The sequence below is a fragment of the Enterobacter sp. BWH52 genome, from assembly GCF_001037565.1.
Taxonomy (GTDB): Bacteria; Pseudomonadota; Gammaproteobacteria; order Enterobacterales; family Enterobacteriaceae; genus Enterobacter; species Enterobacter hormaechei_C.
Map to the genome: position 1 here is coordinate 1 of NZ_KQ089857.1, position 23,091 is coordinate 23,091.

A 23,091-nucleotide genomic window follows, 5' to 3' on the forward strand; every position below is an offset into this window, starting at 1 on the left:
TTAAGTCCGGTGTGTGGAATCGATATTCCCGGTGGGGTTGACGGGCGAGTTCTGCCACGCAAGTAGGAGGTGGGACCGTGGTCCCAGTTAAATCCGGTGTGTGGCATCGACATTCTGAGCGGGGTTGTCGGTGGGTTCTGACACGCAAGTAAGAGGTGGGACCATGGTCCCACTTAAGTCCGGTGTGTGGAATCGATATTCCCGGTGGGGTTGACGGGCGAGTTCTGCCACGCAAGTAGGAGGTGGGACCGTGGTCCCAGTTAATCTTGTGTGTGGAATCAGTATTCCGGGATGGGTTACCGTCTGAGTTCTGATATGCAGGTTGAGGGGTGAACCTTGGAACTAGTTAAGAAAAAGTAGCAGAAACTATATCTTAGATTGTGGTAACAATCAGGTTGGGAGAAGAAATCAGATCTTTTTAACGACCAGGGCTATAGTGCAGAGAATAACTGCTCCGGATGTATATATTCCGAAGCAGCATATAACGCATTAAGGATATTGGAAATTAATGATAACGCTCGCTTGTATCATTAAACAGTCTAAACTTTTTGTAAGTCGCGCAGTATGTTTTCTATCTTCTCAATACACCCGGCAGGCAAACGAGATTTATCAAGATTAAAAATCACCTTATCGCCTTTGTATAGGGCTGTCGCACCAGGTACAAATTGATGACGGGTATTAAGGTTAACTTTTTTCCCTGATGGCTCTTTCAGAACATCCATCAGTAAACCAATAACTTCCTCGGATTCAAAGATAACTCCCGCTTTCTTTTGCTCATGAAGCTGTTGTGTCCGTTGCAACAATAAAGCTTCTTTTCCCGAAAATGTTTTGTATAGCAACTCCCCAGAGCGGGCGGAAAGTTCACCAGGATGAGTAAACAGGGCAACCACTGATTTTGGCAAATGGGCCGTGTTGATGCAACGCGTAATGATTTTACGGGAAATATTCTCAGCTTCAGCCAGAGCAGAGATATTGCCGTTAAAATCATTTTCCAACCGCTGTGCATAGCGCTTGCCCCGTTCATAAGCACTGACTGGGCGGTAATCATTACCTAACCTAGATAACGACACCATCTGTTCGTCATCGAGATCGCCCACGAGAACGCGATAATCCGATGATGTCATTATGGCGGCCTTACGCCTACGACTGCCATCTGCAATCTCAATTACACCTTCTACCCGTCGTCCGAACGCAGGCGTCTGCTGACCACTCAGGAGAAAAGAGGGGATCAGATCATCAAGCGCGTCTTCGGTCAGTAGTTCCTGGTCACGTTCATTACCTGACCAGACTCTTGATGCCGTTTCAACACTCTCGCCCGGGATGGCTTCTAGAACAAATTTCACTTCCCGGCCACAAACCGGAAGCAGAATGGTATTCCCGCGGGCCATAGCTCCCACCCGTGCAATTAATGAATCAACCATCGGTGCCGCGGGTGCCGCTGACGGTTCAGTTTCGGGGCGGATATCTTTTACGGTATGTTTTGGAATGACTGGTGCACGTTTCATTATCTGATCTCCCAGCGAGGTTTAATCAGACGATCAAAAATTTCATTACAGACAGGCTCCCAGATAGAAAGTGCATTTCGCCAGGCTCCTGTAGATGAGCGCTGATCGATAGCCTGCTCAAACACCGTTCTCATACGGATCTGACCTTTACCGACTTCGTCGGTCTCGCGAACAACGTTTTTCAGTACCATGCTTCCCCAGGCATCGCGGATCTGTTCTTCCATCCAGGGTGACTGTGAGCCATTGTTATTGCTGTACTTGGTCAGAAGAATTCTGACGTCTGGTTCAAAACCCTGCAGGTCCACGTTTTTTAACAGATCGCGCAGCATGTCAAAAAACTGAAGTGCAGAGGTGTAATCAAATAACTCTGCTGGCGTTGGCACGATGAGTACATCAGCAGCACAGACGACATTGATGGTACCAATACCGAGGTTCGGTGCACTGTCGATAACAATGACATCATAATCATGAGCCACCGTTTCGATGGCCAGACGAAGCATCATATGAGGTTCTGTCGGCAGTTTCCCGTTGTCAAACCTTCCCATGAGCTCTGTCTCAATACGATGCAGGGCCAAGCATGACGGAATGATGTCGAGACCCGGCCAGCAGGTGGGTTTGACAGCATAGGCTGCATCATCGCGCTCACCAAGATAAAATGGTAGCAGTGTGTCTTCGGCATGGATATGCAAATCAGGGACCCAGCCGTGGTACATGGAGGCTGTGCCCTGTGGATCGTTCCCTTCGACAAGCAGTACCCGCAGCCCTTTCAGCGCCAGATCCTGTGCCAGGTGGACAGATACCGATGTCTTATAGACACCCCCTTTATGTGCTGCTACCGCGATGACGGGCGGAACGCTGTCATCAGGACGGCGCAGACGGGTGCCAAATACATCCCGCATATGGTTAATTTGTTCAATGGTGTAGCCCACCCGCTGCTCCACACGTCCACGCATTTCCATATCAGGATGGGGAAGGCGTCCTGCTTTTTCTGCATCACGGATTGCCTGAGAAGAAACGCCAATTAGATCGGCGGCTTCACCCACACGCCAGCGACGGGTAATTTTCCTGGCTTCCGGACTATCATCGTTAAACTGTGCAATCGCGATAGCTTTCGTCATTTCATGACCGGCCGTAATGCACTGGTCAAGCGTTTCCATCAGTCCCATTCTCTGTTCCTTGTTATCATCTTTGCATTAATCTATTAAATCTTGGTGAAAGGCGCAAAGCAACATTAAAATTGCAAACCATCTTAAAAATTGCAAAGCTGATCAAAATGTAACCGCAATCAGTTTAGCATCCACCTGAAGGTTACCGCATGCTTCAGTCAATATCATCCGCTCGCCGCAGAAAGCATGCGCACGCAGGCGCAAGCGTCGAGGAAGCGGAATTACTGCGTACTAACAGGATATGGCTGACGCTCTGAAGCTAACGAAGATCCACCGGATGGATCTGAATGATGAGGAATTGACTAAAGTATGCAGATTATTGACTGCGGTATGAAGCAGAACAGGAATAGAGAAGGGCAATGAAATGTATTTTTCTGCATATCACAGTCAAGATAATTGACTTTAAGGGTGTTGTATTACCGGGTTGTTGTACCAGGATTCATATTGTGTCATGTCAGTCGTCCATATGTACGGGATGATGGCAGTTATTCCATATTTCGATCCAGTAATTGATCCTTAAGGAGATCATGGTGAGATCAAAAAGAGATCCCCGGATCGTGCAGCGCCCCGCTACGCCTGAGCCCGGAGGCTGTCTTCATTAACTGTGGTGTGTGGTATGTTGACTGTTGTGTGCAGGATCACCTATTGCGGTATGCAATTGTATTAACTGGGGTATGTATTTCCGTTGACTGTGATATGCGTATATACTTTCCTTTGTGGATAACCGCGGGTTAATAAAATGGCTATGGAAAATAATGAGTTACCCCTGAATCTTCAGGAGGTCAACAAGACAACGGGCGAAGTTGTTAAGCTGGATGTCAACAGCGCCAGTACTGTTCAGCCTGTTGCACTCATGAGGCTTGGTCTGTTCGTTCCTACACTGAAATCGACCTCCAGGAGTAAGACGAACCGCAAAAACGTCACGGATGCGACTGAGGAGCTCGTACAGCTGTCTATTGCCCGGAGTGAAGGGTATACCGATGTCAGGATCACCGGATCGCGACTCGATATGGATACGGACTTCAAAGTCTGGCTTGGGATCATCCGTTCAATGTATGATTTTGGCGTCAAGGATGACACGCTCAAGCTGTCTTTTGTTGAGTTCGTTAAAATGTGTGGCTTTGACTCCCGGCGCTCTAACAAGAAAATGCGCGACAGGATCAGCAACTCCCTGTTCAAGCTGGCATCCGTAACCCTCAAGTTTCAGAGTGAAACGAAAGGGTGGACTACGCACCTAGTTCAGTCTGCCTATTACGACATCACTGCTGATGTCGTGGAGATCAGGGCAGAGCCCAAGCTATTTGAGCTTTATCAGATGGATAGACGGGTCCTGTTGCGTCTGAAGGCCATCGATGCCCTGCAGCGTAAGGAGTCCGCTCAGGCACTCTATACCTACATCGAAAGCCTGCCGCAGAATCCGGCCCCAATCTCCATGAAGCGTATGCGAGACAGACTCAACCTGACGTCTAACATCTACACGCAGAACCACACGGTGCGCAAAGCTATGGTGCAGTTGAAGGATATCGGCTATCTCGATTACACCGAATTCAAACGCGGCCGGGCCACCTACTTCAGCGTGCATTACCGTAATCCGAAACTGATCAGTAGCAAAGTCGTTGTTCCTCGTGAGCCGGAAGAGGAAGTACCTGAGCAGAACTATGACGAAGTGATTAAAGCCCTGAAGGCTGCAGGTATTGATCCTCAGAAACTGGCAAAAGCGCTCGGCAGCGTGAAACCGGAAAATGACTGAGGTATGCCGTTTTAGGGTTTGTTGACTGTGGTATGCGTTCTGCATACCACAGTCAATTTATACTGATTCATCATCCCATTTAGTTTTTGCCTGCCTTGACTGCGATATGCGGATACGCCTACCGGGGTATTGATATTGACTGCGGTGTGTGGAAGAGCGGGCAGTCTGCTGAACATCTTCACTGCGATATGTGTCCCTTCATCACTCAGTCAACATTGTGCGTCAGGCCGGATGCCCTGTGCCCAGTACTTTCACAAAGGGTCTTAACCCGTCGAGATCAAAGGTGAATCGCCACGGGTTTAACAGACACCTCAGAGTCATTTAAGATGACTTAAAGAGAGGTGCCCAATGAGCGGGGTAATGCTGCCAACTTACTGATTTAGTGTATGATGGTGATTTTAAGGTGCTTGCGTGGCTTCCATTTCCATCAGATGTCCCACTTGTTCAGCTACCGAAGGCGTCGTGCGTAACGGTAAAAGCACTGCCGGACATCAGCGCTATCTCTGCTCTCACTGCCGTAAAACATGGCAAATCAGCTTCACTTACACCGCCTCTCAACCCGGTACACATCAGAAAATCATTGATATGGCTATGAATGGGGTTGGGTGCCGTGCCAGTGCCCGCATTATGGGCGTTGGCCTCAACACGATTTTACGGCACTTAAAAAACTCAGGCCGGAGCCGGTAACATCGCGCATACAACCGGGCAGTGACGTCATTGTCTGCGCGGAAATGGACGAACAGTGGGGCTACGTCGGGGCTAAATCACGTCAGCGCTGGTTATTTTACGCCTATGACAGGATGCGCAGGACGGTGGTGGCACACGTCTTTGGTGAGCGTACTCTGGCCACACTGGAGCGTCTTCTGGAGCTGCTGTCGGTCTTTGATGTGGTGGTATGGATGACGGATGGCTGGCCGCTTTATGAATCACGCCTGAAGGGAAAGCTGCACGTTATCAGCAAGCGTTACACTCAGCGCATTGAGCGACATAACCTGAATCTGAGACAACATCTGGCAAGGCTGGGACGGAAGTCACTGTCGTTCTCAAAATCGCTGGAGCTGCATGACAAGGTCATCGGGCATTATCTGAACATAAAACACTATCAGTAAGTTGGAGTCATTACCGCATTCATGATATGAAAACCACAATGATGTTATTTAAAAATCCGGTTAAAATACAGACTCACATAGCGTAGAAGAACATGGTATTCCCGATACGCTTTCGTAAATAGTGTCCGTATCTTTTAAGGATAAATATGATATTTGCACGGCAATCAAATGAACCCGCTCATAACGAACCCTCTTTTATCAGAGATTTCCACTATCTGACAGCTTTAATACAGCATCTGGGGGCGCATGAACGCTGGAACAGCAGAACTCCCAGAAATATAGCTGATAGTCTCGGCATGGATATGCAGGAGGTAGAGCGGGTGCTTGCTTCTTACCCGGCGTTTTTCAGACGCTCTTCCAACCTCAGTTCTCAGGGCGAGCCTCTGTATATGATCCATCTCCGCTATGCCAGAAGAAGGAAGAATAATGAAACTGACGCCCGTGAATCTCCTCCTGTCAGTGCGGCTGAGATGGGTATTATGCTGGATCTCGTGACAAAGATGATTGCCGTGGAAGAACAGAACAAAAGGCTCAGCTTCGAGATTAAAACCAATAATCTTAAAATATGGTCTGCACTGGGGCTGGCCTTTCTTTCTTCCGCCACGGCGATTGCCACAGCATTACTGAAATAGGAGAATATGGATGAAACTGGAATCTTTTCGTGTTCGAAACTTCCGCTCTGTGTTTGACAGTGGGGTGATAACCACTGAGAAACTGACAGCAATTCTGGGGCGGAATGAAAGCGGCAAAACAAATTTGTTACTTGCTCTTAAAAGCCTTAATCCGGCAGAAGGTTTCGACAAACTCAATGATATAAAAGATTTCCCAAGGAATAGAAAACTGAGTGAATGTACTCCTGACACACCCGTTGTAGATACCACCTGGAAATTAACCGAGACAGAACTGGCGGAACTCAGTGCATTTTATCCACGTGCACGAAATATTACTTATGTTGACATCAGTAGACGATACAATGGAAAACTCAGGTACATCAGTTTTAGTGGACTTGAAAAATTCGCATATGATGTACAAAAAATAAAAAAAGAAGTCCGTAAAATAACGGCTCAAATTGATTTGTTTTTCGATAACCCCGAAAATAAAACAGAACAAACCCAGCCTGATATACAGGCTATCAGAGATATATGCAATGCCTTACTTCCAATTCCGGACGATCCAATTGGCTGGTCAGAACAGGCCAAGGGTAAACCTCAGGAGCTGAGAAAATTTCTGGTTAAGTATGACATCGAGCTTAAGTCGGAATCAGATGATGCTCTAGATGAACTGGAGGATACTCTTAACGAGATAAGCAATGATTCTACCCGAGCTCAACGGGCACGAGAATGGATCCTTACAAAAATCCCTGTCTTTGTGATGGTAGATGAATATCCTGAACTGAACGGTCACCATCAAATGGCTGAATATAATAATCGTAAACAGCAGGGTAAATTAACTAATGCCGATATCAATTTTGAGAAACTTTGCAAGGTGGCAGGGATTGACCCTGCCGAGCTGACGGCAAACAGAAATAATTCAGAGGTTCGAAATCAGCTTGTAAACAGAGCGGGAGCTGTCGTTACGACAGAAATCCGAAGGCTATGGCAGGATAAACCTCTTAAAATCCGTTTTAATGTTGACAGTGATTATTTTGATACATATGTTTCGGATTCAAATAATGCCTACGATGTTGAGGTGAACCTGGACGAAAGAAGCCGGGGATTTAAGTGGTTCTTCTCATTCTATATAACATTTTTTGCTGATACCAAGGGCGGCTCAGCAGAAAATGCTATTATTTTACTGGATGAGCCAGGGCTTTACTTGCATGCTAAATCTCAAGCTGATCTTCTTAATCACCTGACCAATGATTTTGATAACCAGATTATCTATACCACTCACTCTCCATTCCTTGTACCAATTAAAAACATTTCCGATATAAAAACTGTGTCAATTGCAGAGGATAAGGGTACGACGGTGACCAACGATCCCAGCGGGGATTCCACAACTTTATTCCCGTTGCAGGCCGCGCTGGGTTATGACATCGCACAGTCGTTATTTATTGGTTCCCATAATTTGATTGTTGAGGGCGTTACTGATTTCTGGTACCTCAGTACAATTTCAGATGTGCTGACGTCTGTCGGCAGAAAAGGCTTGAACAGCAAAATCACCATAACCCCTGCCGGCGGGGCACAGCGCGTATCCTACATGGTTTCTCTTCTGTCCTCTCAGAATCTTAATGTTGTTGTGCTTCTGGATGATGAGAAGCAAAGCCGGGAGACTTCAACTGAGCTTCAGCAGCAGGGCATGCTTACTAGAAAGAACGTAATATTTGTTTCTGATGCGTTGGAGTCTAAGCGTGACGAGTGCGATATCGAAGATCTCTTCAATCGTGAGACTTTCCTTCAGATGGTTGATGAAAGCTATGATCTGAAACCAGCTACTCTCAAACTGAATGATAAAATACCGCGGATTGTCAAACAGATTGAAAGTGCCTTCTCGGCAGACAAGAAACATTTTGTGAAAGCCAAACCCGCCCGCGCATTCATGAATCGTATGAAAGATGGCGATAATCAGATATTGTCCAAAGAAGAACTGGACCGTTTTGAAAAGCTGTTTGATCTGATAAACAAAAGAATGAATGCCCGCAATTAAATTTTAATCCTTAAGCAGTAAGTAAAAGGCCCGGTAAATCGGGCCTATATATTTTCAACTCTTGAATGAATTCATTAAGGTAGTTATCGTGATAAATCTGAATGTTTATGTATTGCGCCTAAGATGTAATTTTTACTTCTATCTTTCATAGTTGTTTAAATTTCTGTTCCTACGTCATCAGGAACTAACAACCCATTATGGTCTTTGTACCGCTTAATCTCAGAGAAAGTTGCATCGGAAATTGATTTATCAGGTAAACAGTACCCGTTATGGTAATCTTCGATATAGTCATAGTAGTCATCAATATCGCGTTGATCTATACCTAAAAACTCAGGGCCTTTTATCCGATCTTCAAGAAACTCACGTTGTAGTGAAGTGATACTTCCATCTCGCACGCCAAAATTAATCCAGCGCAAACAAACTGTTCGTGTAGGTGTTCCATAGTAATCCCTCAGAAGTGTTATGACGTGAGAATATTGCCCACGTAATAAAGGATCAATAATTTGGCTTTTTAAGTTTCCTTTTATAGCCTTAACCTGAATTCCAGCAATGTTGTGTGTGCCATGTATTAATGCTGTTTCTATTACCCCACTTTGGGGGTTTTTTCTAACAAAACGGATATCAGAACTACTGTGAGGTGCATATAAATGGGGATGCAGTTGATGAGTGCTAATAAATCCAGTCCCTATGGCTTTGTATTGATCGTATACACTCGATAAAGCCAACCTTGACCTTTGTGTACACCATGTAAATGCGGCTTGCCCCATTTTTTTATTATCATTGAGTTTACTTACCAAGTAAGCTTCAAAGACAAAACCAGCAAAGGATGGTAGTGTTAACTTAGACCTGAAAGTAACTTTTCCATTTACCTCCTCAAGATGTCCAGTTTCGATGCCATCAGCATATAGCTGGTTTCTGAATCGTTGCGCTAAAATTTTTCTACGCATTTCTGGAGTAATACTCCGATGATTAGGATCAATTATATCAAGTGGTACTTCAACTAAGGTAACTAACTCTTTCTCATCAATAATTATATTATCTGCCACAAAAGAAATCCTTAATATTTATTTTTAAGATGACATTCAAGTTGTTGAAGAAAGCAATAGTGAAATTTTTTTTATTCTAGGTCACGTTCAGCATTAACACCCCTTAAGCTTGCAAAGCTAGATTCGAACGGAAGGGCTGCTTAACCAGCTTCTTATATAAGATATGATAATTAATCTAGGAATGCCACTTTCATGACCACCGGTAATCATATATTGTCTGCGTCGTTTTGGCTATGACGACTATTTCAGTCACTCTTACACCCAATATGAGTGTGAAGGTGGATATCAACTACTTCTGGCTTTATCTTTTTTCGGATCTCGGGAGAGGAAGAGAGGAATTTTTGCAGCATGGACACAAAAAACGAGTAATTGTTGCGATGAGAGGATTATTGCGCCATGCGCAAATATAAATGACTTTATGCGCCATGAGGTTAAATATATTGTACCTGCCGTCCGGCTGAACCCCGGGGCAGGGGAGCAGCCGGGAAGGAAAGCGTCACGGTTCTGCTTTCCGGGAGAGGGTCTTTCGTTTTTTCTTCAGGTACATCACTTCGTCACATTTGCCGATCATTTCCGCCAGCGTCGCGTACTGGTCTGCGTTATTGATCAGTTCGCCAAAGGAATAATTGATGTTGTAGGGCTTACCCGAGGTGTCATTGTAATGATCCAAACTGGCACTCAGCGCTTGCAGAAAAGAACTCGTGTTCCCGTTTCGCCGGATCAGGGCGGCAAACTCATCCCCGCCGAGGCGGCCTGCTATTTCGCCCGGTTCGAGGTGCTGATGTAAAAAGCCGGCAAAAACCTTCAGCACCTCGTCTCCCTCTGCGTGTCCCCAGAGATCGTTCACCGGTTTGAACCTGTCCAGATCGAAATAGATGAGGCTGAACGACGCATCCTGCCGGTTCATCGCGCGGAAGAGTTTTTCGCCGGCGCGGTAAAACCCGCGCCGGTTGGGAATGCCCGTCAGGCTGTCCGTCATGGCCATACTGATGGCCTCGAATTCGTCTTCCACGATACAGGCCAGATCCCGGAGGGACGCAATGTCATCATCCGTGAAGGCGCGGGGAACGGTGTGGATCAGGCACAGCGTGCCGGCCACCGTGCCGTCGGGCAGGCTCACCGGCTGGCCGGCGTAGAACCGGATGTGGGGCTCACCGGTGACCAGGGGATTGTCACGGAACCGCTCATCAGCAGCTGCGTCGTGAACAATGAAGGGCCCCTCCTGCAGAATGGCATGCCCGCAGAACGAGATGTTACGCGGGGTTTCGCGCACGCCGACGCCCTGGCAGGCGAGGAGCCACTGGCGCTCGCGATCCAGCAGGCTTATCAGGGCCACCGGGACCTGAAAGGCTTTGCGGGCCAGCCGCGTCAGGCGTTCAAAACGCTCATCATCACGGGTATCAAGAAGGCCGGTAATATACAGGGACTTCAGCCCCTGTTCTTCATTCTCCGGTATACCGGGTGCCTGCATGTAATCTCCTGGTATGTACAAAGTATATATGCAGATGAAAAGGTGTTTGGATCTGACTGAGTGTAATTATAGTTCACGACTTATCTGCCAGCGGCTGAACTTCAGGTACAGGAATTCACGTTTATCACTCGTACTAGACTCTCCGGAGGACCAGGGGGAATGACCGGGTCTGTTACGGTGAGGGAATCTGTAAACCTCAGGATTTTTGCCGGGACAGTACGTATAACTGCTATCTTGATTAGTAAATGTTAAAATTTGTAGGTGTCCACCCGTTAAACAAAATGATTAATATTTAAAAATACTCTTTGAACACCCGTGCCGTAATAATGAAGTACATTAAAAACGTTATCCGGTCATGTGAAACTGAGACCGTCTCTTCGTCATGTAAAATGCCGTACTTTCTTTGTCGTGAAGAATGACCGGGTTAAGTCCATAAGGTTGAGAGGAAGTCTGCTGATGTGATACGCTCAAGGCGAGATTTATCTCAGTGAGAACTCACTGCAACAAAAAGTTTTTGGACAACAAAACACAAAGTTGTTTTGGACTGTAGGAGTCCAAGAGACAATGACATTACATACAACGCCGTGTAACGGATTTTACATTATTACAAAGCCTGTGTTACAAGAGAGTTATGGACATGATTGAAAAAATATGTGAAGTAATTGATGGTGAATACGTCTGTGATATAGATATTAGCGTTGAAGAATGGAAGATTTTATTAATGGATAAAAAAGTTTTTGATGACAAAAGTATTGCAGCGTTAAAAAAATGGTTCATTGAGCCAGACCATTCCTGTACATGTTTCGATATCGGCAAGAAGTACGACCTGCACAGTATGAGTGCTAATGGTGTAATCAATGGGTTGGGTGGAAGAGTTCAGAAGCAGCTTGGCCGATTCGAGGTTAAAGGAGTCGGAAAGATTGCTTCCGGGACAAAATTCATTACAGTTATGAAAAGTAGAGAAATTAAAGGAAACCCAAAGCGAAATTTATGGACTATCCGTGAAGAACTTGTTCAGGCAATAAAAGAACTAGATTTTTTTAGTACGAACGAAAGCTCAAGCATTGATTTTTACTCAGATAATGATTTGATCACTGCTCTAGAAGAAAGTAATCACTTTGACGTTACTCAGACATTTGAGTATAGCGAAAAAGCGAAGCCTAAGAAAGCTGCAATAGAAGTCAAAAATGGACTCTCATACCCAAGAAGTAAATCTGTTTCAAAAAATGCGCTTAACAAAGCTGATTATAAATGTGAAATTAATTGCGACCATCCAACGTTCAGAAGGCGAAACTCTCCCCTAAATTACACAGAACCTCATCACATTGTCCCGATGTCAAAGCAAGACTATTTTGAGAATTCACTGGATGTGGAAGAGAATATCATATCACTATGTTGCAACTGCCATAAACAAATTCATCTTGGCAAGGGGTTTGAAGATATGTTGAGGAAAATATATGCCGAGCGGAAAGATGTATTAAAAAAAGCGGGAATCGAGATATTATTAGAGGATTTGATTCTTTTTTACAAGATGGAAGGTAATTAAGCTTCGAGAAGATGCATGCTTATTTTTATTTTTATTTTTAGCAATGAATGTGAAATACTGCTTGACTATCAATCCTGTCATGTGGTTCAGATTTATGGGGGAGGATTTTAATATTTTACCAGCATGGCATGTCGATCAATCGGTTAAGTATAGCGCCAGGTGACCAGACGGATTTTCCCTCTCAGGCGGGAGTCGTTATCCATCGTCCAGTACCTGATTAAAAGTAGGAATAATTACAAAAAATTAAATTGTATGACTATTATTCCGTTCAGAAAAGAAAGCCACATTAAAAACCCGAAATTATTCGGGTTTTTAATTAGTTAAGTACTATATGTTTTCGTGTCCGGGGGTACCCTAAGAGGGTGCGCAAGACAACACTCCAGTGTTCATTATTTATGACTGTCAAGCCATTTATTCATCTGCTCAATTTCACCTTTTTGAGCTTTAATAATGTCCTGTGCAAGTTTTCTCATTTCGGGATCTTTTCCATACTTCAGCTCGGTTTCAGCCATTGCTATTGCCCCTTCATGGTGTGCAACCATGCCTTTTGCAAAGGCCTTGTCGGGATCTGGCTCATTAACGGCGGCCATCATTTTGTCATGCATATCTTTCATCCCCGCCATGTATTCCTGTGACGATGCTGATGAGGTCATATCTGACATGTTCATTTCAGAATGTTCAGCAGAAATTGCAGGCAGGGATAACATCAGTATTACAAATAGGGAATTTTTGATTTTCATACAATAGTTCCTTGTAAGGTAGTTACCGGTTAATTGTAGCTGAGTCAGATAAAAAAGCCCCCTGATGGGGGCCAAAATGTAGCCACATATACGGTCAAGGAATAATCTATCAAGGAAAGGTTAAAAGCACGGATACTACAGTCGCATTCAGCCTGCATTGCTCATACGGCGGTGCGCTTCGGCCATGGCCTGATGTGGGCCGGACTGACCGTTAGTCATGAATTCGTGGGCAACCGCTGCTCTTTCATGCTCATCCATCGCAGCGTAAGACGTTGACGAAACGGGCGTGGATACAGTGTTATTTCTCGTCATCTTCTGATGACTTTCCACCATTTTCTGGTGCGCATCCGCCGATCCGTTCGTCATGGTTTCATGAGCAATAATGGCCTGTTCATGCTGGTCCATACCGGCCATACGAGGAGCAGTCCCCTGGATCCCGACAGGAGCCGCAGCAGACAACATCTGGTGAGCAGGAGCCTGTGCATTGTTGACGCGTTCATGAATATTCACGGTTGCAGTGGCCCAGGCCGACGAAATTAAACCAAAGCCCAGCAAGGATGCTAATACGATATTTTTCATGATAAATCTCCATTTCTGAATTAGTGATGTCCGGGGAAGTACAACCGGTGTTTTCAGTTCCATAATTGAAACAGGTTCGGCAGTGTTTATTTCTCCGGGAGAGGACTGGATATTCATTTCCTGGCGTACTCTGACGACGGGTATTGATGAAGCAATCCAGCCTTCCTGATAAGTTGCACTAATTATATCGAATGGCTTCTGTTTGCTGCATGACAGGCTAATGACATCTTTGTCATTTAAATCTTTATTCTCAGTATTGGGTTTCCGGAAGCATTTTCTCAAGTCTGGGCACGGATAAGATAAAACGAGTTGAGCGTACGTCCGATTCCACCTGCACTCTTCCGTGATGTGCTTCCACGATGGACTTCACAATCGCAAGGCCGATGCCGCTGCCTTCTCCTTTTCGTTGTCTGGACGGATCCACCCGATAAAAACGGTCAAACAGCCTTGATAAATGCTCTTCAGGGATTGGTTTCCCCGGATTTTCAATCACAAGGTCAAAAAAGCTCTCCTGCTCTCTTATTGAGACGGTGATTGCCTGTCCCTCTGGGGTATAACGCAGGGCATTGGATAACAGATTATTGATCGCTCTTCTGAACATTTGTGGCTCTCCCTCAACCAGGCAGGGCATCCCGTTAAATTTGAGCGTGATATTTCGTTCTTCGGCCCAGGCTTCGAAAAACTCGAAGACTTTCATGACTTCTGCTCTGAGGTCAAACCGAACCCTGTCAGGTATCAGCTGATTATTGTCCGCCTGCGCCAGGAACAGCATGTCGCTGACCATTTTTGTCATCCGGTTATACTCTTCAAGGCTGGAATAGAGGACATCCTCAAGTTCCTTCTGGGTTCGATCCTGACTCAGAGCGATTTCAGTCTGCGTCACCAGATTGGTGATGGGGGTTCTGATCTCGTGCGCGATATCGGCAGAGAAATTGGCCTGGCGGGTAAAAACATCCTCAATCTTTCCAATCATATGATTGAACGAGATAACCAGCTGCTCCAGCTCAATGGGAACGCGTGTCGGTTCCAGCCGCGCATCAAGATTCTCGGAGGTGATGTTTTTAATGGCATTGCTGACATTACGAAGTGGCAGGTGCCCCTGACGGACAGCAATGCGAATGATCAGAACAATTAGCAGACTTATCACGACAGCGATCGCAATCAGATTTTTTTTCAGCGCATCGAGGTAATGGAGATGGAAATTAATGGAGAGGCCAGTCAGCATGACATAGTTCTGCTGTTTGCCCTGAAATATCGCCTGACCAGAGGAGGCAATAATTCTGTATGTTTCCATCTTCATTCCGGACCCGGTATCCATCGGTCTCGCAGGATCCTCCACCGTCCAGAGAAAGACATCACGTGCACGGCTATGCTCGCTAAAATCGGCTGAACTCACAGCAGAGCGTAAAGCAGCCCCCTGCACAGAGCTGTACAGCACCTCTCCCCGGGGATTAAGTAGCAAAAGAGCAACGTTACGGTAGCTGGCGATCGATTCCTTTATTTTGCTTATTTTCTTTTCATCCGGATCAACCGGAGACTGCAGGATACGGTTTAGTGTGGTGCTGATTTGGTGCAGATCGCTGACATCCTGCTCGGCAAAATGCTTATCAACAGAATGCAGCATAAACCAGGTGAAGGCGATAAACGCCAGTATTGTGGACAGGCTGATAAAAAAGGTCAGCCGCAGAGCGAGTGAGAAAGGTCGTCTGGACGGTTTGCTATGCATCCGGGATCTCCAGCATGTAGCCCACGCCCCGCACTGTCTGGATCAGTTTTGTCTCGTAATCGTTGTCTATTTTAGCGCGGAGTCGCTTTACTGCGACATCAATCGCGTTAGTGTCGCTGTCAAAATTCATGTCCCAGACCTGAGAGGCAATCAGGGAGCGGGGAAGAACTTCTCCCTGATGGCGAATGAAGAATTCCAGCAGGCTGAACTCTTTACTGGTGAGCACAATGCGGTTCCCGGCGCGGCTGACTTTTCTGGATACGAGATCAATAGAGAGGTCAGCCACCTTAAACTGGCTTTCCGTGATCATCGTGTTTCCCCGCCTCAGAAGAGTTCTCACCCGGGCGAGCAGTTCGGCAAACGCAAAGGGTTTAACCAGATAATCGTCCGCACCCAGCTCCAGTCCTTTGACCCTGTGTTCGATCGTGCCCAGGGCCGTCAGCAGTAAGACCGGCATACCCTTTCCGGCAGTGCGCAGCATACGGATGATATCCCAGCCGTTCACATCAGGTAGCATGATATCCAGAATGACTAAATCATACTCGGCGGTCATGGCGAGATGATATCCGGTAAGACCATTATCAGCGTGATCCACTACGAACCCTGCTTCTGTAAGCCCTTTGCTGAGATATTCACCTGTTTTAATTTCGTCTTCGACGATCAATATTTTCATCTTGCTCCCCGGCTGGCTGCTAATGTCATTCTATTGCGCCCACGATCGTTATCAACGGATTACAGCAAAAATGACAACATTGTCATTATCCTGTCACCCGGCAAACAGAGAGCGTTCGGTAAAGTATCCCTATCAATACTCTGGACTTCGATTGAACCATTTACCAGGTCTGCCTGTACGAGAAGCGTTATGTTCAAATTAAAATTACTTAGCATCAGTACCATATTCATCCTGGCAGGTTGTGTTTCTCTGGCACCTGAATATCAGCGTCCGCCAGCTCCGGTTCCCCAGCAGTTTTCATTGTCTAAAAACAGTCTGACGCCTGCGGTAAACAGCTATCAGGATACGGGCTGGCGAAACTTTTTTGTCGATCCCCAGGTCAGCAGGCTGATCGGTGAAGCCCTGAATAATAACCGTGATTTGAGAATGGCTGCCCTGAAGGTTGAAGAGGCCCGGGCCCAGTTCAACGTCACGGATGCAGATCGTTATCCCCAACTGAATGCCTCATCCGGGATTACATACAGCGGTGGTCTGAAAGGTGACAAGCCGACCACGCAGGAGTACGACGCGGGTCTGGAGCTCAGCTATGAGCTCGATTTTTTTGGCAAACTTAAGAACATGAGTGAGGCTGATCGCCAGAACTACTTTGCCAGCGAAGAAGCCCGTCGTGCCGTACACATCCTGCTGGTCTCCAACGTTTCACAGAGCTATTTCAGCCAGCAACTGGCGTACGAACAACTCCGTATTGCGCGGGAAACGCTGAAAAATTATGAACAGTCTTATGCATTCGTTGAGCAACAACTGGTGACCGGGAGTACGAACGTTCTGGCGCTTGAACAAGCCAGGGGGCAAATCGAAAGTACCCGCGCCGAAATAGCCAAACGAGAAGGCGATCTGGCTCAGGCAAACAATGCCCTGCAACTGGTGCTTGGAACGTACCGCGCAGTTCCGTCAGAAAAAGGGATGAAAGGTGGGGAGATCGCACCAGTAAAATTGCCACCAGATCTGTCGTCACAAATATTGCTGCAGCGTCCGGATATTATGGAAGCGGAATACCAGTTGAAAGCGGCTGATGCCAATATTGGCGCAGCGCGAGCGGCTTTTTTCCCGTCCATTACCCTGACCAGTGGTCTCTCCTCAAGCAGTACGGAGCTGTCCAGCCTCTTTACGTCAGGAAGTGGAATGTGGAATTTTATTCCTAAAATTGAAATTCCTATATTTAATGCTGGCAGGAACAAAGCCAATCTGAAGCTGGCTGAAATTCGCCAGCAACAGTCGGTGGTTAATTACGAACAAAAAATTCAGTCAGCCTTTAAGGATGTTTCCGACACGCTTGCGCTGCGCGACAGCCTTAGCCAGCAACTTGAGTCACAGCAGCGTTATCTTGATTCACTACAGATAACTCTACAGCGTGCCAGAGGATTGTATGCAAGTGGTGCTGTCAGTTACATCGAAGTGCTGGATGCAGAACGTTCCCTCTTCGCGACGCAGCAAACCATTCTCGATCTTACCTATTCCCGACAGGTTAACGAAATTAATCTGTTTACCGCGCTGGGTGGCGGTTGGGTAGAGTAAATTTATTCAATTAATCAGGAAATTAAAAATGCGTAATTCACTTAAAGCCGTTTTATTTGGTGCCTTCTCTGTCATGTTTTCTGCCGGTCTTCATGCTGAAACACATCAGCATGGCGATATGAATGCTGCCAGTGATGCTTCGGTACAGCAGGTTATCAAGGGCACCGGTATCGTTAAAGAAATTGATATGAATAGTAAAAAGATCACCATTTCGCACGAAGCAATCCCGGCGGTGGGCTGGCCTGCAATGACCATGCGCTTCACTTTTGTTAATGCAGACGACGCTATCAATGCCCTGAAAACCGGCAACCATGTCGATTTCTCGTTTATTCAGCAGGGCAATATCTCCTTACTCAAAAGCATTAACGTTACGCAATCCTGATTGACACTCCGGAGCGAATACATCCAGTGCGCCTGAACATTCATTATGGGATTACTGTGAATGAATGATCGGGCGCATATGCCAGGTGTTTTGATTTTTCAGCGAGAAATTGTATGGCTTCTTTAAAGATAAAATATGCTGCAATAATTATCAGCAGCCTCATAGCAGGAGGGCTGATATCGGTTACTGCCTGGCAGTATTTAAACTCATCACAAAAAACAGTACAAACAGAACAAAAGGCACAGGAGAAAAAGGTACTTTTCTGGTATGACCCGATGAAACCGGATACTAAATTTGATAAACCCGGAAAATCTCCCTTTATGGATATGGATCTGGTGCCGAAATATGCTGATGAAAGTGGCGATAAAAGCAGTGGCGGGATCCGTATCGATCCAACTCAGGTTCAGAATCTGGGTTTAAAAACGCAAAAAGTCACGCGAGGAATGCTGAATTATTCTCAGACAATCCCGGCTAATGTCAGTTACAACGAATATCAGTTTGTCATTGTGCAGGCGCGTTCTGATGGTTTCGTTGAAAAAGTGTATCCCCTGACGATTGGCGATCATGTGAAGAAAGGCACTCCGCTTATCGATATCACCATTCCTGAATGGGTTGAGGCACAAAGTGAGTTTCTGCTGTTATCCGGTACAGGCGGTACGCCAACCCAGATAAAAGGGGTTCTGGAGCGACTTCGTCTGGCTGGTATGCCGGAAGAAGATATTCAAAGGCTGCGTTCAACCCGCACAATCCAGACCCGTTTTACCATTAAAGCACCTATTGATGGTGTCATTACTGCATTTGACCTGCGCACCGGCATGAATATTTCCAAAGATAAGGTGGTGGCTCAGATTCAGGGGATGGACCCGGTCTGGATCAGCGCTGCAGTGCCAGAATCTATCGCCTATCTGCTGAAAGATACGTCGCAGTTTGAAATTTCGGTACCGGCTTATCCGGATAAAACATTCCATGTCGAAAAATGGAACATTCTTCCCAGCGTGGATCAGACAACCCGCACGCTTCAGGTCCGCCTCCAGGTTTCTAACAAGGATGAGTTTCTCAAGCCAGGCATGAATGCCTATCTCAAACTGAATACCCAAAGCCAGGAGATGCTGCTGATACCAAGCCAGGCCGTTATCGATACCGGCAAAGAACAGCGCGTGATTACTGTTGATGATGAAGGCAAGTTTGTGCCGAAACAGATCCACGTTCTGCATGAATCACAGCAACAGTCCGGCATTGGCTCCGGCCTGAATGAAGGCGATACCGTGGTGGTCAGTGGCCTGTTCCTCATTGACTCCGAAGCCAATATTACGGGCGCGCTGGAACGTATGCGCCACCCTGAAAAAACAGAAAACAGTATGCCAGCAATGTCTGAGCAGCCTGTAAATATGCATTCAGGGCACTGAGGAGACGACGATGATTGAATGGATTATCCGGCGCTCTGTCGCCAACCGTTTCCTGGTCATGATGGGCGCACTGTTTCTCAGCATCTGGGGCACATGGACGATAATTAACACGCCGGTCGATGCGCTGCCTGACCTGTCAGATGTGCAGGTCATTATTAAAACCAGCTATCCCGGACAGGCCCCGCAGATTGTAGAAAACCAGGTCACCTATCCGCTTACCACCACCATGCTGTCCGTACCTGGCGCAAAAACCGTGCGTGGCTTTTCACAGTTCGGTGATTCGTATGTGTATGTCATTTTTGAAGACGGCACCGATCTGTACTGGGCCCGTTCGCGCGTGCTGGAATACCTGAATCAGGTTCAGGGCAAACTGCCTGCGGGTGTGAGCTCTGAAATCGGCCCGGACGCCACGGGAGTGGGCTGGATATTTGAATATGCCCTGGTCGATCGCAGCGGAAAACACGACCTTTCAGAACTGCGTTCTTTGCAGGACTGGTTTCTGAAATTTGAACTGAAGACCATCCCGAACGTGGCTGAGGTAGCCTCGGTCGGTGGCGTGGTGAAGCAGTACCAGATTCAGGTCAATCCGGTAAAACTGTCCCAGTATGGGATCAGCCTGCCCGAAGTGAAACAGGCTCTTGAATCATCTAACCAGGAAGCCGGTGGTTCATCCGTTGAAATAGCCGAAGCGGAGTATATGGTACGCGCCAGCGGCTATCTGCAGAGCATTGATGATTTTAATAACATCGTCCTGAAAACAGGCGAGAACGGCGTGCCGGTTTATTTGCGGGATGTTGCCCGCGTGCAGACCGGGCCTGAAATGCGGCGTGGTATTGCCGAACTGAACGGCCAGGGGGAAGTTGCTGGCGGCGTGGTGATCCTGCGGTCGGGTAAAAATGCGCGCGACGTTATCACAGCAGTCAAGGATAAACTGGACACGCTGAAGGCCAGTCTGCCGGAAGGCGTTGAAATCGTGACCACCTACGATCGCAGCCAGTTAATCGACCGGGCGATTGATAACCTCAGTTCCAAACTTCTGGAAGAGTTTTTCGTGGTGGCCATCGTCTGTGCCCTGTTCCTGTGGCACGTACGTTCTGCCCTGGTGGCGATTATCTCTCTGCCGCTTGGCCTGTGTATCGCCTTTATCGTCATGCACTTCCAGGGACTAAACGCCAATATCATGTCGCTGGGAGGGATAGCTATTGCCGTCGGTGCGATGGTGGATGCCGCCATTGTGATGATTGAGAATGCGCATAAACGGCTTGAGGAGTGGGATCACCAGCATCCGGGTGAGCAGATTGACAACGGCACCCGCTGGAAGGTGATTACCGACGCCTCCGTGGAAGTGGGACCCGCACTGTTTATCAGCCTGCTGATCATCACCCTGTCCTTTATTCCTATCTTTACCCTGGAAGGTCAGGAAGGACGTCTGTTTGGCCCGCTGGCATTCACGAAAACGTACTCCATGGCGGGAGCGGCCGCGCTGGCCATCATTGTCATTCCGATCCTGATGGGATTCTGGATCCGGGGAAAAATTCCTGCCGAGACCAGTAACCCCCTGAACCGGGTGCTGATCAAAGCGTATCATCCATTGCTGCTGCGGGTCCTCCATTGGCCAAAAACAACCCTGCTGGTTGCTGCCTTGTCCATTTTCACCGTTATATGGCCATTGAGTCAGGTGGGGGGAGAGTTTCTGCCGAAGATCAATGAGGGCGACCTGCTGTATATGCCATCAACATTGCCTGGCGTCTCTCCGGCAGAAGCTGCAGCACTCCTGCAGACGACGGACAAGTTAATCAAAAGCGTTCCTGAAGTGGCCTCTGTATTTGGCAAGACCGGTAAAGCAGAGACCGCAACGGATTCTGCACCGCTTGAAATGGTGGAAACCACGATCCAGCTCAAACCTGAGGATCAGTGGCGTCCGGGTATGACGATTGACAAGATTATTGAAGAACTCGACAAGACAGTCCGTTTACCGGGTCTGGCAAACCTCTGGGTTCCGCCAATCCGTAACCGTATTGATATGCTCTCAACCGGGATCAAAAGCCCGATAGGTATCAAGGTCTCAGGGACTGTCCTGGCCGATATTGATGCGACTGCGCAGAGTATCGAGGCGGTAGCCAAAACCGTGCCGGGCGTGGTGTCTGCCCTGGCTGAGCGACTTGAAGGCGGGCGTTACATCGATATCGATATCAACCGGGAAAAAGCGTCCCGTTACGGTATGACTGTCGGTGATGTACAGCTGTTTGTCTCATCAGCCATCGGCGGCGCAACGGTAGGGGAAACGGTTGAAGGCGTGGCCCGCTACCCGATTAATATTCGCTATCCGCAGGATTATCGGAACAGTCCAAATGCATTGAAACAGATGCCGATCCTGACCCCGATGAAGCAGCAGATCACGCTGGGCGATGTCGCGGATATTAAGGTCGTTTCAGGGCCGACTATGCTGAAAACGGAAAATGCCCGTCCAGCCAGCTGGATTTACATTGACGCGCGCGGCAGGGATATGGTGTCGGTGGTTAATGATATTAAAACGGCTATCAGTCAGAAAGTGAAACTGAGACCGGGTACCAGCGTGTCATTCTCCGGACAATTTGAACTGCTTGAGCACGCCAACAAGAAACTTAAATTGATGGTGCCGATGACGGTGATGATCATTTTCATCCTGTTGTATCTGGCGTTCCGCCGGGTTGATGAAGCGTTGTTGATCCTGATGAGTCTGCCGTTCGCCCTGGTTGGCGGGATATGGTTCCTGTACTGGCAGGGCTTCCATATGTCAGTCGCAACCGGAACCGGGTTTATCGCCCTGGCCGGTGTGGCAGCAGAGTTTGGCGTGGTCATGCTGATGTATCTGCGTCATGCCATTGAAGCGCATCCGGAACTGTCAAACAAAGAAACGTTCACACCGGAAGGTCTTGATGAAGCCCTTTATCATGGTGCCGTGCTGCGTGTCCGGCCGAAAGCCATGACCGTGGCGGTGATCATCGCGGGTCTGCTGCCGATACTCTGGGGTACCGGCGCAGGTTCAGAAGTCATGAGCCGTATCGCGGCCCCCATGATTGGCGGGATGATCACAGCTCCGCTGCTGTCCCTGTTCATTATTCCTGCCGCCTATAAACTCATCTGGCTGCGCAGACATAAAAAGAGCGTGTCATAACCCTGAAAGGGCACTCCTGCGGGTGTCCTTTTGCATAAATTCACCCTGACGTCAGGGTTTATATCGATAACATACAGAGGTGAGTATGAAAAAAATAATTTTAATGACCCTGGCTTTTGGCCTTTCACTTCCGGCAATGGCAGGTGAAAAAGTAATAGACATGTACAAGTCTGAAAACTGTGGTTGCTGTTCCCTGTGGGGCAAGGCGATGGAAAAGGACGGGTTTGAGGTGCGGACCCACGTCATGAACGATCAGGCCCTGTCAGACCTGAAAGAAAAATATGCTGTTCCTGCTGAGCTGAGAAGCTGTCATACCGCAGTTACTGGTAATTTGATCATTGAAGGCCATGTGCCTGCAGCCACGATACATAAGGCAATGCAGTCTGGTTCAGGGATTTATGGTCTTGCCACCCCGGGCATGCCTGCGGGGAGCCCGGGAATGGAGATGGGGGCCCGTAAAGAGGCTTACGATGTTATTGCATTCTCTCCGGAGGGCAGTAAAAAAGTCTTCCAGCGAATCGAATAGTCAGCGGAACGGCTGATAACGGGACGTCGGCAGCAGGCACTCCTGTGCCGGCGACATTCGTGGTAATCGCATCCATGACATACCCTGA

General features: G+C 47.5%; 18 protein-coding genes. 10 read left to right on the top strand and 8 right to left on the bottom strand.

Going from position 1 to position 23,091, the window contains the following annotated elements; genetic code table 11:
- Window positions 1-539: 539 nt before the first annotated feature.
- On the bottom strand, window positions 540-1,505 hold the full coding sequence (locus SK47_RS21830) for a ParB/RepB/Spo0J family plasmid partition protein (protein ID WP_045325856.1): 966 nt from the start codon (window positions 1,503-1,505) through the stop codon (window positions 540-542).
- Window positions 1,505-2,671 carry a plasmid-partitioning protein SopA gene (gene sopA, locus SK47_RS21835; RefSeq protein ID WP_045325857.1) on the bottom strand — a complete coding sequence of 389 codons (1,167 nt, stop codon included), beginning with the start codon at window positions 2,669-2,671 and terminating at the stop codon, window positions 1,505-1,507. Before sopA ends, SK47_RS21830 begins: the two co-directional genes overlap by 1 nt.
- Before the next feature lie 739 nt (window positions 2,672-3,410).
- On the opposite strand from sopA, the gene SK47_RS21840 reads away from it, so the two are divergent.
- The 4 genes from SK47_RS21840 to SK47_RS21860 all read left to right on the top strand — a co-directional run bounded on the left by SK47_RS21840 (window position 3,411) and on the right by SK47_RS21860 (window position 8,176).
- A complete protein-coding gene (locus SK47_RS21840) occupies window positions 3,411-4,421 on the top strand; it encodes a RepB family plasmid replication initiator protein (RefSeq protein ID WP_045325859.1) in 1,011 nt (336 codons plus the stop codon).
- A gap of 411 nt (window positions 4,422-4,832) precedes the next feature.
- Window positions 4,833-5,530, top strand: a protein-coding gene (locus SK47_RS21850) for an IS1 family transposase (RefSeq protein WP_176691070.1) whose coding sequence is annotated in 2 segments (ribosomal slippage) — window positions 4,833-5,082 and window positions 5,082-5,530 — 699 coding nt in all. Because the reading frame shifts where the segments join, the coding sequence is not laid out codon by codon here.
- A 146-nt stretch (window positions 5,531-5,676) separates the two neighbouring features.
- Window positions 5,677-6,162: a hypothetical protein gene (locus tag SK47_RS21855; protein WP_045325870.1), complete on the top strand. Its 486-nt coding sequence runs from the start codon at window positions 5,677-5,679 to the stop codon at window positions 6,160-6,162.
- A gap of 10 nt (window positions 6,163-6,172) precedes the next feature.
- Window positions 6,173-8,176 carry an AAA family ATPase gene (locus tag SK47_RS21860; protein ID WP_045325872.1) on the top strand — a complete coding sequence of 668 codons (2,004 nt, stop codon included), beginning with the start codon at window positions 6,173-6,175 and terminating at the stop codon, window positions 8,174-8,176.
- A 155-nt stretch (window positions 8,177-8,331) separates the two neighbouring features.
- Here the strand turns inward: SK47_RS21860 and SK47_RS21865 are convergent, their stop codons facing one another.
- Together SK47_RS21865 and SK47_RS21870 are read right to left on the bottom strand one after the other, a co-directional pair.
- Window positions 8,332-9,222 carry a hypothetical protein gene (locus tag SK47_RS21865; protein WP_045325874.1) on the bottom strand — a complete coding sequence of 297 codons (891 nt, stop codon included), beginning with the start codon at window positions 9,220-9,222 and terminating at the stop codon, window positions 8,332-8,334.
- Between the two features lie 496 nt (window positions 9,223-9,718).
- Window positions 9,719-10,693, bottom strand: coding sequence for a GGDEF domain-containing protein (locus SK47_RS21870; RefSeq protein ID WP_045325876.1), 975 nt, complete (start codon window positions 10,691-10,693; stop codon window positions 9,719-9,721).
- A 637-nt stretch (window positions 10,694-11,330) separates the two neighbouring features.
- On the opposite strand from SK47_RS21870, the gene SK47_RS21875 reads away from it, so the two are divergent.
- Window positions 11,331-12,239, top strand: a complete 909-nt coding sequence (locus tag SK47_RS21875) for an HNH endonuclease (protein WP_048245173.1) — start codon at window positions 11,331-11,333, stop codon at window positions 12,237-12,239.
- A gap of 389 nt (window positions 12,240-12,628) precedes the next feature.
- Here the strand turns inward: SK47_RS21875 and SK47_RS21880 are convergent, their stop codons facing one another.
- The 4 genes from SK47_RS21880 to silR all read right to left on the bottom strand — a co-directional run bounded on the left by SK47_RS21880 (window position 12,629) and on the right by silR (window position 15,957).
- Window positions 12,629-12,979, bottom strand: a complete 351-nt coding sequence (locus SK47_RS21880) for a CopM family metallochaperone (RefSeq protein ID WP_015387186.1) — start codon at window positions 12,977-12,979, stop codon at window positions 12,629-12,631.
- Between the two features lie 147 nt (window positions 12,980-13,126).
- On the bottom strand, window positions 13,127-13,558 hold the full coding sequence (silE, locus tag SK47_RS21885; protein WP_045325911.1) for a silver-binding protein SilE: 432 nt from the start codon (window positions 13,556-13,558) through the stop codon (window positions 13,127-13,129).
- 250 nt (window positions 13,559-13,808) lie between these two features.
- Window positions 13,809-15,284: a copper/silver sensor histidine kinase SilS gene (gene silS / locus SK47_RS21890; RefSeq protein ID WP_045325878.1), complete on the bottom strand. Its 1,476-nt coding sequence runs from the start codon at window positions 15,282-15,284 to the stop codon at window positions 13,809-13,811.
- Window positions 15,277-15,957, bottom strand: coding sequence for a copper/silver response regulator transcription factor SilR (silR, locus tag SK47_RS21895; RefSeq protein WP_004118020.1), 681 nt, complete (start codon window positions 15,955-15,957; stop codon window positions 15,277-15,279). The genes silS and silR overlap by 8 nt, the downstream gene beginning before the upstream one ends.
- Before the next feature lie 189 nt (window positions 15,958-16,146).
- On the opposite strand from silR, the gene silC reads away from it, so the two are divergent.
- The 5 genes from silC (at window position 16,147) to SK47_RS21925 (ending at window position 23,003) form a co-directional block, all read left to right on the top strand.
- Complete coding sequence (gene silC, locus SK47_RS21905) at window positions 16,147-17,532, top strand: Cu(+)/Ag(+) efflux RND transporter outer membrane channel SilC (RefSeq protein WP_045325881.1); 1,386 nt, start codon at window positions 16,147-16,149, stop codon at window positions 17,530-17,532.
- A 28-nt stretch (window positions 17,533-17,560) separates the two neighbouring features.
- Entirely contained in the window at window positions 17,561-17,914 is a 354-nt protein-coding gene (gene cusF / locus SK47_RS21910; protein ID WP_004098961.1) for a cation efflux system protein CusF, read from the top strand.
- Window positions 17,915-18,027: 113 nt separating this feature from the next.
- Complete coding sequence (silB, locus tag SK47_RS21915) at window positions 18,028-19,320, top strand: Cu(+)/Ag(+) efflux RND transporter periplasmic adaptor subunit SilB (RefSeq protein ID WP_045325883.1); 1,293 nt, start codon at window positions 18,028-18,030, stop codon at window positions 19,318-19,320.
- Between the two features lie 10 nt (window positions 19,321-19,330).
- Entirely contained in the window at window positions 19,331-22,477 is a 3,147-nt protein-coding gene (silA, locus tag SK47_RS21920) for a Cu(+)/Ag(+) efflux RND transporter permease subunit SilA (protein ID WP_045325885.1), read from the top strand.
- A gap of 85 nt (window positions 22,478-22,562) precedes the next feature.
- The gene (locus tag SK47_RS21925; RefSeq protein WP_045325888.1) at window positions 22,563-23,003 is read left to right on the top strand and encodes a DUF411 domain-containing protein; all 441 of its coding nucleotides are present in this window, start codon (window positions 22,563-22,565) and stop codon (window positions 23,001-23,003) included.
- Window positions 23,004-23,091 lie beyond the last annotated feature (88 nt).

Bases quoted from the DNA above. Each gene is read 5' to 3' on its own strand.
- SK47_RS21925 (WP_045325888.1), top strand. From the start codon at position 22,563: ATGAAAAAAATAATTTTAATGACCCTGGCTTTTGGCCTTTCACTTCCG.
- silB (WP_045325883.1), top strand. From the start codon at position 18,028: ATGGCTTCTTTAAAGATAAAATATGCTGCAATAATTATCAGCAGCCTC.
- sopA (WP_045325857.1), bottom strand. From the start codon at position 2,671: ATGGGACTGATGGAAACGCTTGACCAGTGCATTACGGCCGGTCATGAA.
- silA (WP_045325885.1), top strand. From the start codon at position 19,331: ATGATTGAATGGATTATCCGGCGCTCTGTCGCCAACCGTTTCCTGGTC.
- SK47_RS21880 (WP_015387186.1), bottom strand. From the start codon at position 12,979: ATGAAAATCAAAAATTCCCTATTTGTAATACTGATGTTATCCCTGCCT.
- SK47_RS21860 (WP_045325872.1), top strand. From the start codon at position 6,173: ATGAAACTGGAATCTTTTCGTGTTCGAAACTTCCGCTCTGTGTTTGAC.
- cusF (WP_004098961.1), top strand. From the start codon at position 17,561: ATGCGTAATTCACTTAAAGCCGTTTTATTTGGTGCCTTCTCTGTCATG.
- silS (WP_045325878.1), bottom strand. From the start codon at position 15,284: ATGCATAGCAAACCGTCCAGACGACCTTTCTCACTCGCTCTGCGGCTG.
- SK47_RS21870 (WP_045325876.1), bottom strand. From the start codon at position 10,693: ATGCAGGCACCCGGTATACCGGAGAATGAAGAACAGGGGCTGAAGTCC.
- silR (WP_004118020.1), bottom strand. From the start codon at position 15,957: ATGAAAATATTGATCGTCGAAGACGAAATTAAAACAGGTGAATATCTC.
- SK47_RS21855 (WP_045325870.1), top strand. From the start codon at position 5,677: ATGATATTTGCACGGCAATCAAATGAACCCGCTCATAACGAACCCTCT.
- silE (WP_045325911.1), bottom strand. From the start codon at position 13,558: ATGAAAAATATCGTATTAGCATCCTTGCTGGGCTTTGGTTTAATTTCG.
- silC (WP_045325881.1), top strand. From the start codon at position 16,147: ATGTTCAAATTAAAATTACTTAGCATCAGTACCATATTCATCCTGGCA.
- SK47_RS21875 (WP_048245173.1), top strand. From the start codon at position 11,331: ATGATTGAAAAAATATGTGAAGTAATTGATGGTGAATACGTCTGTGAT.
- SK47_RS21840 (WP_045325859.1), top strand. From the start codon at position 3,411: ATGGCTATGGAAAATAATGAGTTACCCCTGAATCTTCAGGAGGTCAAC.
- SK47_RS21830 (WP_045325856.1), bottom strand. From the start codon at position 1,505: ATGAAACGTGCACCAGTCATTCCAAAACATACCGTAAAAGATATCCGC.